Below are 17972 nucleotides of genomic sequence, written 5' to 3' on the forward strand. Positions count from 1 at the left end.
TGGTCCGTTCCATGAATTTTAGCGCGCGCGGCACCCGGCGCAAATGGGCTTGTGGGGGTAATGACGTCGTGGCGGCCCCGATGGTTAGCGCTGCTGCGCTGGGGCTCGCCTTGAGCTGGCTCATGGCCGCAGCGCCGGCGGCCGCGCGCTCCAGTGACGGCGGCCGAACCCACGCGCAACCCGGGTCCGCGTCCGCGGCGCGACCGGATCATCCGATAGCCGTCGTGCCGCTGCCGCAGCCGCGGCCCGACGCGGCGCCGCCGCGGGCCGGGGCCAAGGCCAACGCGACCGCTGATTCGGCTGATGGCGCCGGCAAGCCGGCAGCGGCCGAGGGCGAGCAGGACAAAACCGGGCCCGTCGGACCGCAAAGCGAGACCAATCGCCAGGCCAAGACCGAGACCAAGACCGAGACCAAGACCGAGCTAAAGGCCCCGCCCGGGCCGCCGCCGTCCGCCTGCCGCGTGGCGCTTACCGAGGAGATCGCGGTCGCGCCGTCGATTCCGCCAATCAAGGGGCCGGGCGCCTGCGGCGGCGACGATCTGGTGCGGCTGGAAGCGGTGGTGCTGCCGGACAAGCGGCGGGTGGCGGTCACGCCGGCCGCGGTCATGCGCTGCACGATGGCGACGGCGGTCGCGGGCTGGGTTCGCGGCGATGTCGCGCCGCTCGTGGCGCGGCTCGGCAGCCCGATCGCGGCGCTGGACAATTACGATTCGTACCAGTGCCGCGGCCGCAACAACATCGCCGGTGCGCAGATGTCGGAGCACGGCCGCGCCAATGCGATCGACGTGCGCGGCTTCAAGCTCGCCGACGGCCGCATGATCGAGCTGACCGACCGCACCCAGCCGCGCGATCTGCGCGAGGCCGTGCTGCATTCGGTCTGCACCCATTTCGCGACCGTGCTCGGGCCCGATTCAGACTGGTATCACGAGGATCACATCCATCTCGATCTGGCCGAACGGCGCAGCAACTACCGAATCTGCCAGTGGGACGTGCTCGATCCCTTGCCGAAGGTCGCGCCCTTGATGCCGGCGATGCGTCCGGACGAGGCACCGCCGCGCGAGACGGCCGAGGCCGACGACGAGGACAAAGCGGGCAAGGGAGCAAAAAGCGCCAACAGTGCGGGGCGTGCGGGAGCCGGCAGTGCGGCGGACACCGAGGCGCCGCGCGCATCGCCGCCCGAGACTGCGCCCGGCAATGCGGCTGCGGTCGAGGCCGATGAGACCGAGCCGGCGCCGCCGGCGGCCCCGCAGCCAGCGCCGGCCAAAGCCGGCAAGAAGAAGCACAAGACGAGGTCGTGACTCGCTCGGCGTACCCTGGCGCAAGCTGCATCGGTCCTGGTCGGGACGTTGCCGCTCCGAGCTGGCCGCCATTGGCCGGCTTCTCTGGGTGGCCAAAACATCTGGGTGGCCAAACAAAAGAGCGCCGGTTGCCCGACGCTCTCGAAAGGATGCTAAACGCGTTTCTCGGCTTTTTGATCTCGTTCGCCGCCGGCGTTTATTGCATCGCCGCGTAAGTGCCGCCGCCCTGCAGGGCCATCTGCGGCTTGTAGGGCGAATCGCCCTTCTTCGGATCAAGCACCACGACGATGGTGCCGACCTTGACCCGGTTGTAGAGGTCGATCGCGTCCTCGTTGGTCAGGCGGATGCAGCCCGACGAGATCGAGGCGCCGATATATTCCGGCTGGTTGGTGCCGTGAATGCGGAACAGCGTGTCCTTGCCGTTGGCATAGAGGTACATCGCGCGCGAGCCCATCGGATTGTCCGGACCCGGAGCCACGAAGGTCGGCACGCCCAGGCGCTCGATCTCGCCCTTGGTCGGATGCCAGGCCGGCCACTCGGTCATGGCACCGACCTTGGCGATGCCCGACCACGCCATGGCCTCTTCGCCGACGGTGATGCCGTAGCGGATCGCCTTGCCGCCATCGAGCACGTAATACAAATAGTGGCTATCGGAATCGACAACGATCGAGCCCGGCGCTTCCTTGCGGTGATAGTCGACGATCGCGCGCCGATAGGGCTCGGCCACCGGGGTGTTGGCGTAGCGGATCTTCGCGAGAAGCTCCTTGTCCTTCGGCTTGAACGCTTGGGCGTTGGTCGCTTCATAGGTCGTGGCCTGCATGCAGCCCGACAGCATCAGGCCGACGGCCAGGAGTCCAAGTTTTACCTTCAGCGACATGTCACCAATTCCAATTGATAGCTGACGTTGCAATGACACGGCCGCACCACTGCAGCGCGATTCCACAAGTCCCATTATCGTCAAAATCGGTCTCGATGCCAGCCGATACACGCACAAGTCACGCTGCAACGCCGTGATTGTTGCTTTTTTGCCGCAAAGTTTGGGCCGGTCATCCACAGCTGTGCTCCGAATGGCACGGTTCAGCGTCCCTTGGCGTTGAAGCAGGGCTCGCGGGGCGTTGGCGCGAAAAGCCGATGGACCCTGTCGGCAAGCTGCGTCACAAGGCAGCAGCATCCCGCCGCTAATCCCCCGACAACCACGTTCTGCGATTCGGAGTTTTCCGCATGTTCTCGGTGTTCGTCCCGTCCGAGTCCTCGCTGAAGAAGGCGGCGGTCACCGATCCCTCGGCGTTGCCGGAAAACGCGGTCTGGGTCGACCTGGTCAACCCGAGCGCTGCCGAGGACCGGGCGGTCGAGCAACTGGCGGGGATCGCGGTGCCGACGCGAGAGGACATGCAGGAGATCGAGATCTCCAGCCGCCTGTATATCGAGAACGGCGCGCGCTACATGACCGCGACCCTGATGTGTCACTCCGACACCGACATGCCGCGGACGACCGCCGTGACCTTCATCCTGGCCGGTCATCGCCTGGTGACGGTGCGCTACGACCAGCCGCGGCCGTTCGCAGTGGTCGAGGCCAAGCTCGCCCGCAGCTGTGCGCCGGGGATCACCGGCGAGATGGTGCTGATGGAGCTGCTCGATGCCGTGATCGATCGCTGCGCCGACATCCTCGAGCGCGTCGGCGCTGATATCGATCAGGTCAGCCACGAGATCTTCGAGCCGAACAATGAGCGGCACGGCCATGCGAAGCAGTATTCGCAGATCCTGATCGCGATCGGCCGCAAGGGCGACTTGACCTCGAAGGTCCGCGAAAGCCTGGTCTCGATCGGGCGCCTCGTCACATTCCTGTCGGCGGTGGTCGAAGGCGTGAGATGGTCGAAGGACATGCGTGAGCAGCTCAAGACCATGCAGCGTGACGTCGCTTCGCTGAGCGACCACGCCTCCTATCTCGCCGGCAAGATCACCTTCGTGCTGGACGCGATGCTCGGCGTCGTCAATCTCGAGCAGAACAACATCATCAAGCTGTTCTCGGTCATGGCTGTCGTGCTGATGCCGCCGACGCTGATCGCCTCGATCTACGGCATGAACTTCAAGAGCATGCCCGAGCTCGAATGGGTGCACGGCTATCCGATGGCGCTGGTGCTGATGCTGATCTGTGCGATCGTGCCGTACTACATCTTCAAACTGAAGAAGTGGCTGTAGCGCAGCGCGTCTTGTTATCTCCGTCGCTTCTCTCAGTCATCGTGCCAGGCGTCGCCATGTGTGGATGCGGCGGCGGTGCTTTGACGGCTCGGGAGGCGCATTTCGCGCGCCCTGTTGTTAGTGATGTGGACGCATGTTCGTTCAACGAATGCGCCGCCGGTATGCCGCTATGCACGTCATGCGACACAGTTGGGCGCGCATCGGACATAGTAGGAAATACTTGTTAGGTCGGCCGCAAGGCCGCTGCAAAGACGCCTCAATTCCTCAGGTAAAATTTGACGGGAAGACTGAACGTTTGATCGAAACTTCTCTGCGATAAGTCGGCTCGTGAGCATGACCAACAACGAGCGCGTTCCGCGCGTGGCATGCAAGGCAGAGCTTGAGGGCGCGTCGATCGCGCTCATGGCCAAGAGGCGGCAATGGTTGAGAAACGCATAACGGCATCGAACAACGTGGTCGAGCTCGCCAGCTATCAGCGCGGCCGCGCCGGCATCGTCGTGGCCCATGCGCTATCGCCGCGCACCTGCATCTATTGCGGGGCCGAGCTGGAGGAGGATGAGCGCGAGGATGATTGCTCCAGCGCGCTGAACGTCGAATCCGCCCGGCTGCGCTGGCGCGCCGCCCAGATCCTGCGCGGTCTGGTGTGCGAAGGCTGAACGAACGTCCTCGAACCCTGCGGTATTTCCGCTCCTCGCTCTGGCAGCCGATCAACTGAAATCCCTGCTTGCCGGTGCTGCCGGACCCACAGCGCTCCCGATCCGGGGGCGCTGTTCGTTTGTGACGCCTGAAGCATCAGCATCGATCTTTGCAAGCGGCGTTAATTGCGCATGGGCGTGACGTCCCCGGACTCGTCGAAAGCGGCAAGTCGGTGTGAACCAATTCAGGGACGGGGCCGGCACTCCGTTCGTGACGGGGTGACCACGGTCAGACGTGCTGACCGCCGTTGATGTGGATCTCGGCGCCGTTGACGTAGGAGCTGGTCTCCGAGCACAGCACGTAGATGATCTTGGCGACCTCGTCGGGGGTGCCGAGGCGCTGCATCGGGATCTGCTCCTGCACGATCTTCTCGGTGCCCGGCGACAGGATCGAGGTGTCGATCTCGCCCGGCGCGATCGAGTTGACGCGCACGCCGACGCGGCCGAAATCCGAGGCCATCTCGCGGGTCAGCGCCGCCAGCGCCGCCTTCGAGGTCGCATAGGCCGCGCCGGCAAAGGGGTGCACGCGTGAGCCGGCGATCGAGGTTACGTTGACGACGGAGCCCTTGGCCGCCTTCAGTTCCTTGATCAGGCCGCGCGCCATCATGATCGGCGCGAAGAAGTTGACGCGGAAGACGTGATTCCAGGTGTCGAGATCAGTGTCGACGGTGCCGAGCCGGGCGCCGCCGGCGCCCTTCGGTGAGATCGCGGCGTTGTTCACCAGCGCATGCAGCTCGCCGCCGTCGATCCGCTGCTTGATCTCCGCGATCGCCCGCACGGTGTCCTGGGGATCCGACAGGTCGACCTGGACATGGTCCTCGGGGCCGGCGCCCCACGGGCATTCCTCGGGAAAGGGATGCCGCGAGCAGGTGAGGACGCGCCAGCCCGCGGACGAGAAGCGGATCACCGTGGCATGGCCGATGCCGCGGCTGGCGCCGGTCAGCAGCATGGTTCGCCGCGGCTGGTTGGAAGAGGTCGGCGGCATGGCTTGGGTCTCTCACGATCCTCGAAGGATCAGTTTACCACAATGGTTGGGTTTTCGCTGCGCGATTCATGCGCAGCGATTCGGAGCGTGTGTTGAAGGCGCGTGCGATGAGGCGGCGTGTCAGAGATCCGCCGTTACGGATACATCCTCACCTTGGTCCACGACCCGCCGGCAGCCTCGCGCCGGAATTCGATGCGGTCGTGCAGCCGGAACGGCCGGTCGTGCCAGAACTCCATGCGGACGGGCGTGATGCGCCACCCGCTCCAGCCGGGCGGACGCGGCACCTCGCCGATGATGTATTGCGCGGCGACCTTGGCGATCGCCTGCTCGAAGGCGAAGCGGCTCTCCAGCGGCTGCGACTGCTTGCTGGCCCAGGCGCCGAGCTGCGCCTGCTTCGGCCGGGTCGCGAAATAGGCGTCGGCCTCTTCGTCGGTCACCGGCGTCACCAGGCCGCGGATGCGGACCTGCCGGCGCAGCGACTTCCAGTGAAACAGCAGCGCGGCCTTTGGATGGGCGGCAAGCTCCTGGCCCTTCTGGCTGGCCTTGTGGCTGTAGAACACGAAGCCGTCTTCGTCATAGCCCTTCATCAGCACCATGCGCACGTCCGGCAGCCCGTCGGCGTCGACGGTCGACAGCGCCATCGCATTCGGATCGTTCGGCTCGCTCCTCGTGGCCTCCGCGAACCATTCGGCAAACAGCGCAAACGGCTCGCCGGCCTGGGTAAAATCAGCCGATGTACCGGATGTTAAGGTTGTCTGGTGTTTGATGTTCGTGGGGTCGGTCATGTGTATGGGGAGTCCGAGTTTTGCGTTCACCCGCGGCCAGGCGCGTGCAAGTCCATTCTGGTCCGGCCCTATATAGGGCATCGGTCCGGCTTGGCCTATCCGCGATCGGTCATGCCGGCACCGCTTTGACACTCATTCTAATCGGCTTGTCCGGCGGCGGCTGCAGCCTGTCGCGACCCGAGGCGGCCTATGCCAAGATGGAGGATGCGGAGATCACCGGCGCGATCAGCCCGCCGCCCGAGCGCGAGCCGACCGAATCCGATCTCGCCTTCGCCCGCAACGCGGCGTCCGACGTGCTGACCAGGGGCACCAAGGATTCCAGCCAGCCCTGGCAGAACCCGCAGACCGGCGCCCGTGGCTCGGTAACCCCGATCGCCAAGTCGTATGCGGGAGAGAATGGCCGGACGTGCCGGGATTTCCTGGCAAGCTACGTCAACGGCAGGACCGAGCGCTGGCTACAGGGCTCGGCGTGCCGGATCGAGCGCGGACGCTGGGACATCCACACGCTCAAACCCTGGCAGCAAAGCTAGCGGGACGTGGCTGGAACCCGTTGCAAAAATACAACGGCCTCCCCAGATGAAATGCGAAGCGGGCGGGGAGCCCATAGGTTAGTATCGGATTTTCGACAAGGAGACGTGACGGATGCGCGACCCCTATGAGGTCTTGGGGGTGCCGCGAAGCGCCAGCGCTGCGGCCATCAAGAGCGCCTATCGCAAGCTCGCCAAGAAGCATCATCCCGACAGCAACAAGGATGATCCGAAGGCATCGGCCAGGTTTGCCGAGCTCAATTCGGCCAACGAGATCCTGGGCGATGAGGAGAAGCGCAAGCAGTTCGATCGCGGGGAGATCGACGCCGAGGGCAAGCCACGTTTCCAGGGCTTCCCTGGCGGCGGGGCTGGCCGTGGCGGTCCGGGCGGCGGCTTCGAGAACTACACCTTCCGCAGCGGCGGCGGGCCGGGCGGCGGCGGTTTCGGGGGCGGCGGCTTCGAGGACATCCTGAACAGCATGTTCGGCGGCGCCCAGCGTGGTCCGCGCGGCGGTGGCAGCCCATTCGAGTTCGACAATGGCGGTGTCGGCGTCGATCTCGACCTGAAGGTGACGATGTCGGTCACGCTCGAGGAGTCCGTCAAGGGCGGCGAGAAGCGCGTGCGGCTGCCGTCCGGCAAGGAGCTCAACGTCAAGGTTCCGCCCGGCGTGACCGCCGGCCAGCAGATCCGGCTCAAGGGGCAGGGCGAGAGCGTGCCGGGGCACCGGCCGGGCGATCTGCTGATTACCATCCAGATCGCGCCGCATCCCTTCTTCAAGGTCGAGGGCAGCGACGTCAGGCTCGATCTGCCGATCACGCTGTATGAGGCGGTGCTGGGCGCCAAGGTGCGCGCGCCGACGCTCAGCAGCGCGGTCGAGCTGTCGATCCCGAAGAACACCTCCAGCGGCCGGACCTTCCGGCTGAAGGGCAAGGGCCTGCCCAAGAGCGACGGCACGGCGGGCGATCTGTTCGTCACGACCAGAATCGTGCTGCCCGATGGCAACGATGCCGAGCTCGAGGCGCTGATGACCAAATGGCGCGATCGCCATCCTTACAATCCGCGCAGCAACCTCTCCTGAGGTTGCGCGTTGCGCACCACTCGGGTGAAAAGCTGACGACCAGCTTGAAACTTGAGAAAAAAGTGCGGCCTCGAAAGGGGGACCAGCGCGGTACAAAACCCCGATCGAGGCCGCTTCCGTGTCGATCGGCGGATCGAACACTCGTCATTTTTTCGTGAGTAACTGGCGCGATATTGAGACGCGCCGGTGCCATGATTCCAGATTTTCGGTGACCGAATTGCGGCATCGACCTTGGCGTGTGGCGGTCCGGTGGCGGGCCTGCCCCAAGTCACGTCGATGCCTGGCCTGCAGACGCCCCGCAACCGCTTCTGACGATGACCGGATTCGGCGGAAGGCGGGATCAGGCGGCGATCGAAACGTGACGCAGCGCTAGCCGCCCGTCCGTTCGGACTGGTCATAAACAAGGCGCGCAACCTGAGTGAGACGCGTCTGGTCGCTGCCGCCGCTGACGACGTAGCTGACCCCGCGCTCCGTCCAGGACAGCGCAGCCGTGCTGCCCTGCGTCGTGTAGCGCATCTGGGCCGCCTCGATCCCCGCCTTGGTCGCATATACCGTGAAACGCTCGCCCGAGGGGCTCTCATACATCAGGAACGAGGCCGGTCCGGTCGGACCCGGCAGCAGCCGGCCGCCGACGAGCTTGAGCCCGGTCGTTTCCAGTTCGGGCGCCTGCACGGTGCGGCCGCAGCGCCGCGTCAGCCATTGCTGCAGGTGAGTCTTCTCCTCGCCCGGAACCTCGACCGGATGGCGCACGTCGACGACATAGAGCCGGTGCGCGTCGAGCGCCTCACCAGTCAGGATCTGGAGCGGCGACGGCGACAATGCCGCGCCATGCGCGAGCCAGCCGATCGTGCCGCCGGCCGCGAACGCGACGAGGCTTGCCGCGGCCGCACCGATGATCCAGCGGCGCGGCCGCCGATCCAGACGGTCGAGCTCGAGACGCGGCGGCACCGGCTCGTTGGTCACGGAATCGTAGCGGGCATGCAGCGCCTCGGCCATGCTGCGCCAGGATTCGACCCGTTCCGCCTCCGCCGGATTCGCGGCGAGCCAGCGCTCGACATCGCTGCGGCGCTCCACCGGCAGCTCATTGTCGACATAGGCGTGCAGCTCGTCTTCGGTGACGGGAATGGTGGGATCGGTCATGATCTGGATCTCGTTGCAGTCGAGCGGCCACGCCGAGGCGCGATCGCAGCGGCCCTGGTCAGGCGAACCCGGTAGAGCGGCTTTTGTGCGATGAAGGGCGGGGTCATTTCACTCTCCGCAGCGCCGGCCGCTCGCCCTCGATGACGGCCCGGACATGGGCGCGGGCGCGCGCGAGACGGGACATCACGGTGCCGATCGGCACGCCCTGGATGTCGGCCACCTCGCGGTAGCTCATGCCTTCGAGCACGACGAGCAGCAGCACCGCGCGCTGCTCCTCGACCAGGGTCGCCAGCGCACGCGCGATGTCGCGGCCCTCGGCCTCGGTGCCGCTGGCATCGGGATTGTCGTCCTGCAGCGGCATCAACAGCGGCCGCCGCGCCAGCGAGCGCCGACGGTTCTTGTTCAGATTGGTCAGGATCGTGTACAGCCAGCTCCGCAAATCCCCGCCCAGGAACAGCCGCTCCGAGCGCAGCGCCCGTACCAGGGTGTCCTGGACCAGATCGTCGGCGGCGTCCATGTCGCGCGCCAGCGCCCGGGCATAGCGGCGCAGTGCCGGGATCATGGCCTCGACGCTCTGGCGAAACGCGCTCATGGGGTGCCCTGCGGCCGTTCGAAGTTGGGACAGAGGCGTGGGCCGCAACCGCGCCTTGCACAGATGATAACACCGCAGAGACAGGCCTATTCCGACGGGGCAGGCCGCGCCGGGAGTTTGCCACAGAGCGGACGGAATGGGGCTGTACCGGGCCAGACCGGTGGTGTACGTCCACAGTTAATAATCAGTTCGATGGGAAGCCGCATGGCGCAGATTTCAGGTTTGATGCAGGGCAAGCGCGGGGTGGTTCTCGGCGTGGCCAACAACCGCTCGATCGCCTGGGGCATCGCCAAGGCGGCGCGCGCGGCCGGTGCGGAGATCGCACTGACCTACCAGGGCGACGCGCTGAAGAAGCGCGTCGAGCCGTTGGCCGCCGAGCTCGGCGGCCTCGTGCTCGGCCATTGCGACGTCACCGATGCCGCCACCATCGACGCCGTGTTCGACGTGCTGAAGGAGAAGTGGGGCAAGATCGATTTCGTCGTCCACGCCATCGCCTTCTCCGACAAGGACCAGCTCGACGGCCGCTACATCGAGACCACGCAGGACAATTTTTCCAAGAGCATGCTGATCAGCTGCTACTCGCTGACCGCGATCGCGCAGCGCGCCGAGAAGCTGATGACCGAGGGCGGCTCGATCATCACGCTGACCTATTACGGCGCCGAGAAGTGGATGCCGCACTACAACGTGATGGGCGTCGCCAAGGCCGCGCTCGAGGCCAGCGTGCGCTACCTCGCCGCCGATCTCGGCGAGAAGAACATCCGCGTCAACGCGATCTCGGCGGGGCCGATCAAGACGCTGGCCGCGTCCGGCATCGGCGATTTCCGCTATATCCTGAAGTGGAACGAGTACAACGCGCCGCTGCGCCGGACCGTGACCATCGATGAGGTCGGCGACAGCGCGCTGTATCTGCTGTCCGACATGTCGCGCGGCGTCACCGGCGAGGTGCACCACGTCGATTCCGGCTATCACGTCGTCGGCATGAAGCGGCCGGAGGCGCCCGACATCTCGCTCAGCAACTCCGTCGGCGCCAAGGAGTAGCATTTTCCTGCAATGCCCCGGCCCACGATCTACTACATCCGCCACGGCGAGACGGAATGGAATGCGCTCGGCCGCCTGCAGGGCACGCAGGACATTCCGCTCAATGCGCTCGGGCGCGTGCAGGCGGTCCAGGCCGGCAACATCCTTGGCCAGCTGATCGCGCGCAACGGCGATGATGCGGCGCGCCTGCCTTATGTCGCGAGTCCGCTCAGCCGGGCACGCGCGACCATGGAGCTGGTGCGCGAGACCTTGAAGCTGCCGGCCGAGGGCTACGCGCTCGATGCGCGGCTGCGCGAGATCGGCTATGGCAAATGGGAGGGCGCGACCCTGCCGGAGATGCAGGCCGCCGATCCCGCGTTTTACGCGCAGCGCCTGACCGACAAATGGTCGCTGGCGCCGGAGGGCGGCGAGACTTATGCCGATGTCGAGCGCCGCGTGCGCGACTGGTATGATCAGCTCACCGGCGATATCGTCGCCGTCGCCCATGGCGGCACCGCGCGGGCGCTGATGGTCGCGCTCGGCTTCGAAACGCCGCACGGCGCCGTCGATCTTCCGATCCAGCAGGGCGCAGTCTATGTGTTCGGCCAGGACGGATTCGAGAAGTTCAGCTAGTTTATCCGCGTCGTTCCGGGATGCGGTTTTCCTGATTGGGTGATCAGCTCATGTCCTTCAACACCTTCGGCCACCTGTTCCGCGTCACCACCTTCGGCGAGAGCCATGGCGTGGCCATCGGCTGCGTGGTCGACGGCTGCCCGCCGCGCATTCCGCTGGAGCCTGCGGAGATCCAGGTCGATCTCGACCGCCGCCGGCCCGGCCAGTCGCGCTTCACCACCCAGCGCCAGGAGCCGGATCAGGTGAAGATCCTCTCCGGCGTCATGCCCGATCCCGACACCGGCATGCAGGTCACCACGGGCACCCCGATTGCGCTCCTGATCGAGAACACCGACCAGCGCTCGAAGGATTATTCCGAGATCAAGGACAAGTTCCGCCCGGGCCATGCCGACTTCACTTACGAGGCGAAATACGGCCTGCGCGACTATCGCGGCGGCGGCCGTTCCTCGGCGCGCGAGACCGCGACCCGTGTCGCGGCCGGCGCCATCGCCCGCAAGATCCTGCCCGCGGTCAAGGTGCGCGGCGCGCTGGTGCAGATGGGCCCGCACAAGATCGATCGTGAGAAGTGGGACTGGGACGAGATCGCGCGCAACCCGTTCTTCTGTCCCGACAAGGACAAGGCGGCGTTCTTCGAGGACTATCTCGACGGCATCCGCAAATCAGGCTCGTCGATCGGCGCGGTGCTCGAGATCGTCGCTGAAGGCGTCCCGGCAGGGTTGGGCGCGCCGCTGTACGGCAAGCTCGACGCGGAGCTGGCAGGGGCAATGATGAGCATCAATGCGGTGAAGGGCGTCGAGATCGGCGCCGGCTTCGCTGCGGCCGAGCTGACCGGCGAGGAGAACGCCGACGAGATGCGCTCGGCCAATGACGGCACGCGCTTCCTGTCCAACAATGCCGGCGGCATCCTCGGCGGCATCGCCACGGGACAGCCGATCGTGGTGCGCTTCGCGGTCAAGCCGACCTCGTCGATCCTCACCCCGCGCCAGACCGTCGACCGCGCCGGCCACGAGACCGAGATCCTGACCAAGGGACGTCACGACCCCTGCGTCGGCATCCGCGCCGTGCCGGTGGGCGAGGCGATGATGGCCTGCGTGCTCGCCGATCACCTGCTGCGCCATCGCGGCCAGGTCGGATAGCGGCCTCGGATTCGTCTCGCCTTTACCGTTGTCACGGTGAGGCCTAGTGTTAGGCCATGACTCCCGCTCGTCTGCAGGCGATAATCGACTGGATGGTGGACGGTGCGCGCACGGCCGCAACGCCGCCCAAGATGATGGCCGAGGCCTGTGAGCGGCTGACACAGGCCGGCATTCCACTCTGGCGGGTCGGCATTTTCCTGCAGACCCTGCATCCCGAGGTTTTCGGACGCGGTTTTCTCTGGCGGCCCGGCGAAGACGTCGTGATCAACTCGGTCGATTTCGGCTTTCTCCAATCGCCGGAATTCCGGCAGAGCCCGCTCTCCGTCGTGTTCGAGCAGGGTCGTGAAGTCCGCGCCGATCCACGGGCCGCCTCGTCCGAGGCCTATCCGGTCCTGCTCGATCTGCGTGACGAGGGCGCGACGGACTATCTGGCGCTGCCGATGACGTTCCTGGATGGCGACGTCCATGCGTCGAGTTGGACCACCAAACAGCCCGGCGGCTTCACCGCAGCCCAGGTCGATGCGATCAGGTCGCTGATCCCGGCCCTGTCACGCTACATCGAGATCGTGGGGCTGCAACGCATCGCCTCGATGCTGCTCGACACCTATGTCGGCAATCGTGCCGGCGAGCGCATCCTCGCCGGTCAGATCCGCCGCGGCCACGCCGAGACGATGCATGCCGCGATCTGGCTGTCGGATCTGCGCGGGTTCACGGCGCTGTCGGATCGCTTGCCGTCGGAGATGGTGGTCGACATCCTCAACCTGTACTTCGATTGTCAGGTCGGGGAGATCCGGCAGCGTGGCGGCGAGGTCTTGAAGTTCATGGGGGACGGCCTGCTGGCCGTGTTTCCGATTGCGGATGAGGACGGCGACCCCGCCGAGGTCTGCGCGCGCGTGCGCGATGCGGCGCGCGCCGCCCGCGCCAAGGTCACGGCGCTCGAATACCGGATCGGCGAGACGGTCGAGCGCTTCCGCTTCGGGCTCGCGCTGCATGTCGGACCGGTGCTGTACGGCAATATCGGCGGCGGCAACCGGCTCGATTTCACCTGCATCGGCCCGGCCGTCAATCTCGCCGCCCGGCTGGAGAAGATCGCCGCGCGTCTGAAGCGCACCGTGGTCGCCTCCGAGGCCTTCGCCGGCGCCTGTGCCGAGCCATGGACCGATCTCGGCGCATTTCCGATCGCTGGCTTTGCGACCGAGCAGCGCGTGTTTGGCTTGCGCGAGGAGGACGATCAGGTCTCGGGCTCGGTGGTGAACAGCAAGGGATAGCCCTTGGCGCGCCCGGCATCGGTCGCGCGCGTCGCCTTGGTCTCGGCGACATCCTTGGTGAACACGGCGACCACGCAGACGCCGAGCTTATGGGCGGTGATCATGACCTTGTAGGCCTGGTCCTCGGTCATGCGAAATTCCGACTTCAGGATCATCACCACGAAATCGCGCGGCGTGAAGTCGTCGTTGACGAGGATGACCTTGTAGAGCCGCGGACGCTCGGTCTTGGTGCGCACCTTGGTCTTCGGCTTGGCGACGGCGTCGTTCATGTCAGGCGCGCTCGTGTGTTCCTGATGCGGCGGAGACGTCACAATACAGCCTTCGGCGGCTCCGGGAAACCACGGGCGCCACGCCATTGGTCGAACAACGCACGCCGCGCCCGGCCGGATCAGCATCCGGACAAACCCTGGGACTAACTGGAATGTGAATGGATGCGTGCGTTCCCGCTTTGCTGACTGCAGATTGCATGTCACCATCATCAGACGCGATTGGAGGCAGCTCATGCGCTGGTGGATCTCGATCGGGGTGGCGTGTCTGGCGGGGGCCCTGGCGGGCGGCGACGTCGTGACCGTCGTGGCAGCGCCCGGGGCACAGCCGCCGCAACTGAGCGAGAAGGAGGCCTCCGTCGATGTCGAGCTCATCCTCGCCGTCGACGTGTCCTACTCGATGGACCTCGACGAGCTGGCGATCCAGCGTGAAGGCTATGCCCAGGCGCTCAGCTCGCGCGAATTCCTTCAGGCCCTGAAAAACGGCGTGCATGGCCGCATCGCCGTCACCTATTTCGAATGGGCGGCCTCCAGCGACCAGAAGATCATCATTCCCTGGCGCCTGATCGATGGACCGGAAAGCGCCGACGCCGTCGCTTCCGAGATCATGAAGACGCCGATCCGCCGGGCGTCACGCACCTCGATCTCGGGGGCGATCTATTTCGCGATGCCGCTGTTCGAGGAGAACCCGTATCGCGGGTTGCGCCGGGTCATCGACATTTCCGGCGACGGGCCGAACAACAATGGTCCCTCGCCGGTGACGATGGCGCGCGACGAGGCCGTGAGCAGGGGGATCACGATCAACGGCCTGCCGATCATGGTCAAGGAGCCGTCCTACTCCACGATGGATATCGAGAACCTCGACCTCTACTACAAGGATTGCGTCACCGGCGGCCGCGGCTCGTTCGTCGTCGCGATCAAGAGCCGCGACGAATTCAAGGAAGCCATCCGCACCAAGCTGCTGATGGAGGTCGCCGGCCGCGCGCCGCCGCCGCGGATCGTGCCGGTCGCCGACGATACCGGCAAGGAGCCGCGTGTCTCCTGTCTGATCGGCGAGAAGATCTGGCAGGACCGCTGGGGACGGTGAACGGGCCTGCGCCTGCCGTCGCCCGGCGCGAAGCAATCGCGGATCAAAAACCGCCATCGGCGCGCGCGGACAGTATCAGCGCGCCTCTCCGGCATGGTCAGCCGCGCCGCGCACCCAGCGAACATGCGCGGGACACAAGTGGCGGTATGTCGATCTTGCGTGGATAATTGCTCCTCGTCACCGATCTGATGAGTCTGTGACCTTGCGGCCACACACGGGCCAAAAACCAGGAGTTGTGAGGCCGTCAATTTCTCTTTGCCACGGTGCCGCCGTGATTGGGCCGCGACCATGAACGGGTTGAGGCAGAGGCGCACAGAACATGCGTATTTTCGACCGGACAGAAGGTCCCGCGCAGCGCGACGCGCACCATTCATTGACCCGTGGCTCGTTGACCCGTGGCGGCCCGGCAGGGCTCGCCCGCCTGCTCGTCAGGACGAGCGTCGTGTGTGCGGCCGCGGCGTCGCTCGCCGCCTGCGCGCAATCATCAGGGGTCCGGCAGGCGCGCCTGACGGCGCCGACCAGGCAGGCCGCCGTCGAATTTCGTCCCCAGGTCCAGCGTGCGGAGACAGCGCCGGAGTCGGTCGTGCGCGTGCGCCAGGCCGAGCTCAGCCCGCCGCCGGAGCGCGCCGCATCGTCGGGCCTCGCCAGCTATTATTCGGAAGGGCACAGAACCGCGAGCGGCGAGCGCTTCAACCCTTCCGAGCTGACGGCCGCCCATCGCAGCCTGCCGTTCGGCACCCGCCTGCAGGTCACCAACGTCCGGACCGGACGTTCGGTGGTGGTACGCGTCAACGATCGCGGGCCGTTCGTGCACGGACGCGTCGTCGACGTGTCCTACTCGGCCGCCCAGGCGCTCGGCATGGTCAACACCGGCGTCGCGCCGGTGAAGGTCAGCGTGGTGAGATAGAAGTCCCATACGTCATTGCGAGCGGAGCGAAGCAATCCAGAATCCTTGCTGAGCCCTGGATTGCTTCGCTTCGCTCGCAATGACGACGTTGGTGTCAGCTCACCGCACCAGCCGCGCCACCAGCTCGACATGCGGCGTGTGGCGGAACTGATCGACCGGCACCACGGTCTCAAGCTTGTAGCCGCCGTCGATCAGCATGCGGACGTCGCGGGCGAAGGTCGTGACGTTGCAGGACACTGCGACGATGACCGGCACCTTGCTCGCCGCGAGCTGCCTGGCCTGCGCCTGCGCGCCCTGGCGCGGCGGGTCGAACACGACGGCGTCGATCTCGCGCAATTCCTGCGGCATCAAGGGACGGCGGAACAGGTCCCGCGTCTCGGCCTTGATCGGCTTGAGGCCTTGTGTGCCGGCGGCCTTCTGCAGCGCTGCGATCGAGCCGGTGTCATTGTCCATGGCGGTGACGCGTGCGCGGGCCGCGAGCCGCAGCGCGAACGGGCCGACGCCGCAGAACAGGTCGGCGACGTGCCTGGCCTTGCCGACGCGCTCGTCGACCAATCGCGCCAGCGTCTCCTCGCCCTGCACGGTCGCCTGCAGGAACGATCCCGGCGGCAGCGTCACCTGCGCTGTGCCCATCATCACGACGGGCGGATTGCGCATCAGCACCAGTTCGCCGTGCCGCGTCAGCCGCGCCAGGCGGTGCTGCTCGGCGAGACGCGACAGCGCCGCGATGCGCGACGGCGGCAGCGGACCGGAGCCGCGGACGTCGACGTCGAGGCCGTTGCCGGTCGCGGTCGCCTGGAGGTCGAGCGGCTTGCCGGTCGGCTTCAAGGCTTCCGCGAGCGCCCACGCCGCCTCCAGCGCGCCGTCGAGGCCGGGATCGAGGATCGGGCAGCGGTCGATCGGGACGATCTCATGGCTGCTGGCAGCCGAGAAGCCGACCCTCAGCACCTCATGCGTGCCCATCCGCGCGTGGAAGGTGGCACGGCGGCGGCCGGCGCCATGCGCGTCGATCAGATCGGCGATTTCGCAATCGACCTTCGCCGCGCGCAAGGTCTCGACGACGATGTTGCGCTTCCACTGCTGGTAGCCTTCGGGCCTCCAGTGCTGGATCGCGCAGCCGCCGCAGACGCCGAAATGCGGACAGAACGGCGTGATGCGCTCCGCGCTCGGCGTCTCCACCGCCAGCAGCTTGCGGCGATCGGGATGGCCGGGAATCGCGGCGGCCTCGACGGTCTCGCCGGCCAGTGTGCAGGGCACGTAAAGCGCCTCACCTGACGACAGCGAGACGCCGTCGCCGCGATGGCCGACATGGTCGATGACGAGACGCTCAACCATGGCGGCGCGCTCCCAGGAAGAATTCGGCGTTGCCGTCGCCGCCCTTGATCGATGACGGAAAGATCTCGATGTCGCTGCAGCCGAGCGAGGCCGCGAAGGCGGCGATGTCGTCACAGACGGCGGCATGCACGCTCGCATCCTTGATGATGCCGCCTTTGCCGTGCGCGCCCTTCGCCTCGAATTGCGGCTTGATCAGCGCCAGCAGGCTCATCGGCGAGGCCGCCAGCGTCAATGCAACCGGCAGCACCGCCTTCAACGAAATGAAGCTGCAGTCGATCACGACGATGTCCGGCCGTTGCGGCAGCCGCTTGCCGTCATAGCTGCGAATGTCGGTCTGCTCCATCGAGATGATCTTCGGATGACCGCGCAGCGAGGGATGCAATTGGTCGCGGCCGACATCGATCGCAAACACGACCGCCGCGCCATTGGCCAGCAGCACCTCGGTGAAGCCGCCGGTGGAGGCGCCGACATCAAGGCAGACATGGTCCTCGACCTCGATGCCGTAATGCTCGAGTGCCGCCGCGAGCTTGACGCCGCCACGCGACACCCAGGGATGGGCGGGCTCGGCCTGCAGCACGGCGTCGGCGGGAACGCTCTCCGAAGCCTTGCCGACCTGCTTGTCATTGGCGAACACGAGTCCAGCCTCGATCGCCGCCTGCGCCCGCGCACGGCTCTCGAACAGGCCGCGTTCGACCAGCAGGACATCAGCGCGTTTGCGGGGAGGGGGCATTTGTCTGATCAATGGTCATGAGTTGTGGAGTTTGCGCCCCAATTTCGGTGTCGTCCCGGGCAAGCATCAGCGCGCATCGCGCGTTGATGCGTCGACCCGGGATCCATAACCACAGGACGTAGTTTGTAGGAAGATGGCAACTACGAGTCTGCCCAACACGGCGTCCTGTGGTTATGGGTCCCTGCGTTCGCAGGGACGACAGCGGAGGGTGAGGCGGGATGGTGCCTCAGAGCGAGATGCGTAGAGCTTGTGAGCCAATTTGAGTTCGCAGCTGAGCTTACGCCGCGGGGGCTG

19 protein-coding genes are annotated in these 17972 nt (G+C 66.2%); 11 read left to right on the top strand and 8 right to left on the bottom strand.

The genetic code is table 11. The annotated features are described in order from the left end of the window. Positions 1 to 80: 80 nt before the first annotated feature. Complete coding sequence (locus QQL87_RS31515) at positions 81 to 1298, top strand: extensin family protein (RefSeq protein WP_284419695.1); 1218 nt, start codon at positions 81 to 83, stop codon at positions 1296 to 1298. A 196-nt stretch (positions 1299 to 1494) separates the two neighbouring features. Here the strand turns inward: QQL87_RS31515 and QQL87_RS31520 are convergent, their stop codons facing one another. After that, positions 1495 to 2175: a L,D-transpeptidase gene (locus tag QQL87_RS31520; RefSeq protein ID WP_284419696.1), complete on the bottom strand. Its 681-nt coding sequence runs from the start codon at positions 2173 to 2175 to the stop codon at positions 1495 to 1497. A 344-nt stretch (positions 2176 to 2519) separates the two neighbouring features. Between QQL87_RS31520 and QQL87_RS31525 the strand changes: the two genes are divergently transcribed. Next, positions 2520 to 3497 carry a magnesium transporter CorA family protein gene (locus tag QQL87_RS31525; RefSeq protein ID WP_284419697.1) on the top strand — a complete coding sequence of 326 codons (978 nt, stop codon included), beginning with the start codon at positions 2520 to 2522 and terminating at the stop codon, positions 3495 to 3497. A gap of 419 nt (positions 3498 to 3916) precedes the next feature. Next, entirely contained in the window at positions 3917 to 4153 is a 237-nt protein-coding gene (locus tag QQL87_RS31530; RefSeq protein WP_284419698.1) for a hypothetical protein, read from the top strand. Between the two features lie 268 nt (positions 4154 to 4421). Here the strand turns inward: QQL87_RS31530 and QQL87_RS31535 are convergent, their stop codons facing one another. Then, positions 4422 to 5177, bottom strand: a complete 756-nt coding sequence (locus tag QQL87_RS31535; RefSeq protein ID WP_284419699.1) for an SDR family NAD(P)-dependent oxidoreductase — start codon at positions 5175 to 5177, stop codon at positions 4422 to 4424. A 134-nt stretch (positions 5178 to 5311) separates the two neighbouring features. Further along, entirely contained in the window at positions 5312 to 5962 is a 651-nt protein-coding gene (pdxH, locus tag QQL87_RS31540) for a pyridoxamine 5'-phosphate oxidase (RefSeq protein ID WP_284419701.1), read from the bottom strand. A gap of 125 nt (positions 5963 to 6087) precedes the next feature. On the opposite strand from pdxH, the gene QQL87_RS31545 reads away from it, so the two are divergent. Next, on the top strand, positions 6088 to 6492 hold the full coding sequence (locus tag QQL87_RS31545) for an RT0821/Lpp0805 family surface protein (protein WP_284419702.1): 405 nt from the start codon (positions 6088 to 6090) through the stop codon (positions 6490 to 6492). Positions 6493 to 6604: 112 nt separating this feature from the next. Continuing rightward, positions 6605 to 7567 (top strand): DnaJ C-terminal domain-containing protein, encoded by a 963-nt coding sequence (locus tag QQL87_RS31550; protein ID WP_284419703.1) that lies wholly within the window; start codon positions 6605 to 6607, stop codon positions 7565 to 7567. A 369-nt stretch (positions 7568 to 7936) separates the two neighbouring features. Here QQL87_RS31550 and QQL87_RS31555 read toward each other — a convergent pair whose 3' ends face one another. Together QQL87_RS31555 and QQL87_RS31560 are read right to left on the bottom strand one after the other, a co-directional pair. Continuing rightward, positions 7937 to 8707, bottom strand: coding sequence for an anti-sigma factor family protein (locus QQL87_RS31555; RefSeq protein ID WP_284419705.1), 771 nt, complete (start codon positions 8705 to 8707; stop codon positions 7937 to 7939). A 103-nt stretch (positions 8708 to 8810) separates the two neighbouring features. After that, positions 8811 to 9299, bottom strand: a complete 489-nt coding sequence (locus QQL87_RS31560) for a sigma-70 family RNA polymerase sigma factor (RefSeq protein WP_284419706.1) — start codon at positions 9297 to 9299, stop codon at positions 8811 to 8813. A 204-nt stretch (positions 9300 to 9503) separates the two neighbouring features. Here QQL87_RS31560 and fabI point away from each other — a divergent pair, with 204 nt between their 5' ends. Genes fabI through QQL87_RS31580 form a run of 4 tightly spaced genes read left to right on the top strand, consistent with a single transcriptional unit; the run spans position 9504 to position 13353 of the window. Then, a complete protein-coding gene (gene fabI, locus QQL87_RS31565) occupies positions 9504 to 10337 on the top strand; it encodes an enoyl-ACP reductase FabI (RefSeq protein WP_284419708.1) in 834 nt (277 codons plus the stop codon). A gap of 12 nt (positions 10338 to 10349) precedes the next feature. Further along, complete coding sequence (locus QQL87_RS31570) at positions 10350 to 10949, top strand: histidine phosphatase family protein (protein WP_284419709.1); 600 nt, start codon at positions 10350 to 10352, stop codon at positions 10947 to 10949. Between the two features lie 50 nt (positions 10950 to 10999). Beyond that, positions 11000 to 12085 carry a chorismate synthase gene (gene aroC / locus QQL87_RS31575; protein ID WP_284419710.1) on the top strand — a complete coding sequence of 362 codons (1086 nt, stop codon included), beginning with the start codon at positions 11000 to 11002 and terminating at the stop codon, positions 12083 to 12085. Between the two features lie 56 nt (positions 12086 to 12141). Further along, on the top strand, positions 12142 to 13353 hold the full coding sequence (locus QQL87_RS31580) for an adenylate/guanylate cyclase domain-containing protein (protein ID WP_284419711.1): 1212 nt from the start codon (positions 12142 to 12144) through the stop codon (positions 13351 to 13353). On the opposite strand, the gene clpS is transcribed toward QQL87_RS31580, so the two are convergent. Then, on the bottom strand, positions 13317 to 13622 hold the full coding sequence (clpS, locus tag QQL87_RS31585; protein ID WP_284419713.1) for an ATP-dependent Clp protease adapter ClpS: 306 nt from the start codon (positions 13620 to 13622) through the stop codon (positions 13317 to 13319). The two genes, QQL87_RS31580 and clpS, sit on opposite strands and share 37 nt — an antisense overlap. Positions 13623 to 13854: 232 nt before the next feature. Here clpS and QQL87_RS31590 point away from each other — a divergent pair, with 232 nt between their 5' ends. Both QQL87_RS31590 and QQL87_RS31595 read left to right on the top strand, forming a co-directional pair. Next, positions 13855 to 14706: a DUF1194 domain-containing protein gene (locus QQL87_RS31590; protein ID WP_284419714.1), complete on the top strand. Its 852-nt coding sequence runs from the start codon at positions 13855 to 13857 to the stop codon at positions 14704 to 14706. Between the two features lie 319 nt (positions 14707 to 15025). After that, entirely contained in the window at positions 15026 to 15613 is a 588-nt protein-coding gene (locus QQL87_RS31595; protein WP_284419715.1) for a septal ring lytic transglycosylase RlpA family protein, read from the top strand. A 99-nt stretch (positions 15614 to 15712) separates the two neighbouring features. Here QQL87_RS31595 and QQL87_RS31600 read toward each other — a convergent pair whose 3' ends face one another. Further along, positions 15713 to 16948, bottom strand: coding sequence for a class I SAM-dependent RNA methyltransferase (locus QQL87_RS31600; protein ID WP_284419716.1), 1236 nt, complete (start codon positions 16946 to 16948; stop codon positions 15713 to 15715). Next, complete coding sequence (locus QQL87_RS31605; RefSeq protein ID WP_284419717.1) at positions 16941 to 17678, bottom strand: TlyA family RNA methyltransferase; 738 nt, start codon at positions 17676 to 17678, stop codon at positions 16941 to 16943. Before QQL87_RS31605 ends, QQL87_RS31600 begins: the two co-directional genes overlap by 8 nt. Between the last annotated feature and the right edge of the window lie 294 nt (positions 17679 to 17972).

It is taken from the genome of Bradyrhizobium sp. SSBR45G, from assembly GCF_030159255.1.
In the GTDB taxonomy this organism is placed as follows: domain Bacteria; phylum Pseudomonadota; class Alphaproteobacteria; order Rhizobiales; family Xanthobacteraceae; genus Bradyrhizobium.

What these genes read in the sequence shown, in the direction of transcription:
- QQL87_RS31515 (WP_284419695.1), top strand. Translation starts at nt 81, where the DNA reads ATGGTTAGCGCTGCTGCGCTGGGGCTCGCCTTGAGCTGGCTCATGGCC.
- QQL87_RS31520 (WP_284419696.1), bottom strand. Translation starts at nt 2,175, where the DNA reads ATGTCGCTGAAGGTAAAACTTGGACTCCTGGCCGTCGGCCTGATGCTG.
- QQL87_RS31525 (WP_284419697.1), top strand. Translation starts at nt 2,520, where the DNA reads ATGTTCTCGGTGTTCGTCCCGTCCGAGTCCTCGCTGAAGAAGGCGGCG.
- QQL87_RS31530 (WP_284419698.1), top strand. Translation starts at nt 3,917, where the DNA reads ATGGTTGAGAAACGCATAACGGCATCGAACAACGTGGTCGAGCTCGCC.
- QQL87_RS31535 (WP_284419699.1), bottom strand. Translation starts at nt 5,177, where the DNA reads ATGCCGCCGACCTCTTCCAACCAGCCGCGGCGAACCATGCTGCTGACC.
- pdxH (WP_284419701.1), bottom strand. Translation starts at nt 5,962, where the DNA reads ATGACCGACCCCACGAACATCAAACACCAGACAACCTTAACATCCGGT.
- QQL87_RS31550 (WP_284419703.1), top strand. Translation starts at nt 6,605, where the DNA reads ATGCGCGACCCCTATGAGGTCTTGGGGGTGCCGCGAAGCGCCAGCGCT.
- QQL87_RS31555 (WP_284419705.1), bottom strand. Translation starts at nt 8,707, where the DNA reads ATGACCGATCCCACCATTCCCGTCACCGAAGACGAGCTGCACGCCTAT.
- QQL87_RS31560 (WP_284419706.1), bottom strand. Translation starts at nt 9,299, where the DNA reads ATGAGCGCGTTTCGCCAGAGCGTCGAGGCCATGATCCCGGCACTGCGC.
- fabI (WP_284419708.1), top strand. Translation starts at nt 9,504, where the DNA reads ATGGCGCAGATTTCAGGTTTGATGCAGGGCAAGCGCGGGGTGGTTCTC.
- QQL87_RS31570 (WP_284419709.1), top strand. Translation starts at nt 10,350, where the DNA reads ATGCCCCGGCCCACGATCTACTACATCCGCCACGGCGAGACGGAATGG.
- aroC (WP_284419710.1), top strand. Translation starts at nt 11,000, where the DNA reads ATGTCCTTCAACACCTTCGGCCACCTGTTCCGCGTCACCACCTTCGGC.
- QQL87_RS31580 (WP_284419711.1), top strand. Translation starts at nt 12,142, where the DNA reads ATGACTCCCGCTCGTCTGCAGGCGATAATCGACTGGATGGTGGACGGT.
- clpS (WP_284419713.1), bottom strand. Translation starts at nt 13,622, where the DNA reads ATGAACGACGCCGTCGCCAAGCCGAAGACCAAGGTGCGCACCAAGACC.
- QQL87_RS31590 (WP_284419714.1), top strand. Translation starts at nt 13,855, where the DNA reads ATGCGCTGGTGGATCTCGATCGGGGTGGCGTGTCTGGCGGGGGCCCTG.
- QQL87_RS31595 (WP_284419715.1), top strand. Translation starts at nt 15,026, where the DNA reads ATGCGTATTTTCGACCGGACAGAAGGTCCCGCGCAGCGCGACGCGCAC.
- QQL87_RS31600 (WP_284419716.1), bottom strand. Translation starts at nt 16,948, where the DNA reads ATGGTTGAGCGTCTCGTCATCGACCATGTCGGCCATCGCGGCGACGGC.
- QQL87_RS31605 (WP_284419717.1), bottom strand. Translation starts at nt 17,678, where the DNA reads ATGCCCCCTCCCCGCAAACGCGCTGATGTCCTGCTGGTCGAACGCGGC.